Genomic DNA, 2,599 nt, shown 5'->3' on the forward strand with positions numbered 1-2,599 from the left:
CACCCGCAGCGGTTACTTCTTTCCCAGCCCCAGGCCCCTGAATCACAAGCGCGTTATCACTATACCATTTGCTATTAATTACAAAAATATTATCGCCAGGTGTAAGGTTTGCTAACGCATTCCCATTGGGCACATACGTAACTCCTACTTTAGCGATAACTTCAGTTTTTGTTATATCTAATAGGCCTGTGTATCTCAGTACTGAGTTATTAGCTTTTGCTGTATCAGCATGCTCTTCAATGAACGCATCTAGCTGGGCTTTATTGTTTAGAAAGTCTTCCCAACTTCCTAGCGCAAGCTCACCGGGCATTAATGCCGATAAGCTAATATCATCAAGCTCAAGCTCTATACCTAACTCTCGGGCTAAAATAAGTAACTTACGCTGCATATCTCGTCCAGATAAATCCTCGCGAGGGTCAGGCTCTGTGAACCCCATTTTCTGTGCTTCTAATACCAACTCAGAAAAAGCAGTGGTACCATCATACTTACTACATAACCACGAAAGTGTACCCGAGAACACGCCTTCAATACGCGTAATTTTATCACCACTATTTTGCAAATCAGCCAAAGCAAAATTGATAGGTAAGCCTGCACCTACACTTGTATTATATCGCCAATGTAAATTACGTTCGCCAAGGTTACTACGAAGTGCTTTATACCAAGAAGTAGGTGCTGTACCTGCATATTTGTTAGCACTAATTAAATGACAATCTCGGTCTACAAAATCTGTATATAAAAAGCTAAACTGCTCACTTGCAGTAATATCAATTAAAACTTTATGTTCGTAGTCAAGCTCGCTTATCGCATTAAGTAATTCCGCAGCTTCATAGCTATTCGCCTCATGCTGCCATTGAGTTTTCCATTGCGATATATTTATGCCACTTGCATTAAATAACATATGTTTAGAGCGAACCAGCGCTACCAATTTAATACTAAAGTCGTCTGATAAACGCTCAAATTGTGCCGATAACTGCTCAATAAAAGCATCGCCTACATTGCCAAGGCCCGCAACTATAACGGCTATTTCTTGGCCTTTATTGATTAGCTTATCGTGTAAGGCGCTTTGTATATCGCTATCTATAAATTGGTCTGTTAGTAATAAAACATAACCATTATCTTGATGCACAAAACGCGGTTTTATAGTCTGCTCAGCTAATACTTCTAAAGCTTGCAGTTTTAATACGCTAACGTCTTGCTCAGGGGCAATAATTGCACAGCCATTTAAATTTGACTCACTAATATTAGCTCTACCAGCAAAGTAATTAATAACTTGATATGTTTGTGCAGCCGGTACTACTAAATACACTTCACCATTATGGTTAAAATGATGAAGGCTATGCTGAATAAGCTGACTAACGCTTGCGACCTCACCTTCACTTAATCCTTCAACCATTAACAAATCAACATTTTGCAGCGTGGTTATAAAACGCTTTTTCTTTGCTGAACCTTCTTTTACTATATCTGTTGGGCTTGCTTGCACATCAAAACTACTACGAACAGCTAGCTTAATATCGCTGTTTTTAAGTGGCGATAGTGTTTTTGCATGTAATACAGGGTTACCCAAACGAGCTAATATATTAGCTTGTCCGCGACAAATTTTGCCGTACTTAATCGCTTTTTTTACCTTACGAGGATCAGTGCTAAACACTCCCTGTGTATCGGTCCAAATACATACTTGCTTAGCATTACAGTAATTTGCAAGTAGTGTTGCACTATAATCGCTACCGTTGCGTCCAAGTGTTACGGTCTCACCTTTCGTATCAGCGGCAATAAACCCAGTAACAACATTTATCTTATTAGGCAAAATTGACTGTCGACATTGCTGCGCATTTTGCGCATGCATTAATTCACCATCGTTCAAGGTAAAAAGACTACGGGCATCTTGAGCACACGCCTCAATATTTAACTGCTGTAAATAAGTAGCGAGTAAACGTGCTGACCACAGTTCCCCATGCGCAAGTAACGCAGCCTCTTTCAACTGCTCAGCTTGAGCAAGTTCTGCAATATTACTAAGCTCGGTATTTAGTGTTCTAAGTGCGCAGCGCTTTAAATCAGCTTGTAATAACTGCTCAATTAAATCGCTTTGATGGTTATTTAACTGCAGTAAAATATCAGCGACAGCTTGCGTGTCTTGCAGCTGATAACTTTGCCACAACGACACAAGTGTATCTGTAGTCTTACCTGCAGCAGATACCACAACACAGTCGCCCGGCTGAGTATGCCCAATAATTATTTTAGCTACGCTTTGATAGCGCTCACTAGAGCTTAAGCTTGAACCACCAAATTTATGTACACAATTGACCATATTTATACCAATTCGCTTAATTAAGTTGTCTATTTTGAGGTAAAAAACCGTATCGATAACAAGGCAAAAATTTCGTTATTTAGTTGTTCTATATTAGGAATTTTTAACGATGTTATCGTGCGGTTTAATCCCTCAAATTGATTAGGGCGTGTTGTTCTTTGTGGATTGAAATTTGTTCAATCTAGGGGCGATTAAATCGCGGCGCGAGGTTTGTAACCTAGTGGGCTAAGTAAAAACCGAGCAACAAAGAGTTAATCGTCCCTAGAAAGAACCCAAAGGGCAGCGCATGTTTGG

1 protein-coding gene is annotated in these 2,599 nt (G+C 39.9%); it reads right to left on the reverse strand.

Going from position 1 to position 2,599, the window contains the following annotated elements:
* Positions 1-2,305 (reverse strand): bifunctional aspartate kinase/homoserine dehydrogenase II (gene metL / locus L652_RS0116590; RefSeq protein ID WP_024596696.1); only part of this gene is annotated, 2,305 nt, incomplete at its 3' end.
* Between the last annotated feature and the right edge of the window lie 294 nt (positions 2,306-2,599).

It is taken from the genome of Pseudoalteromonas sp. TB25 (genome assembly GCF_000497995.1).
Taxonomy (GTDB): domain Bacteria; phylum Pseudomonadota; class Gammaproteobacteria; order Enterobacterales; family Alteromonadaceae; genus Pseudoalteromonas; species Pseudoalteromonas distincta.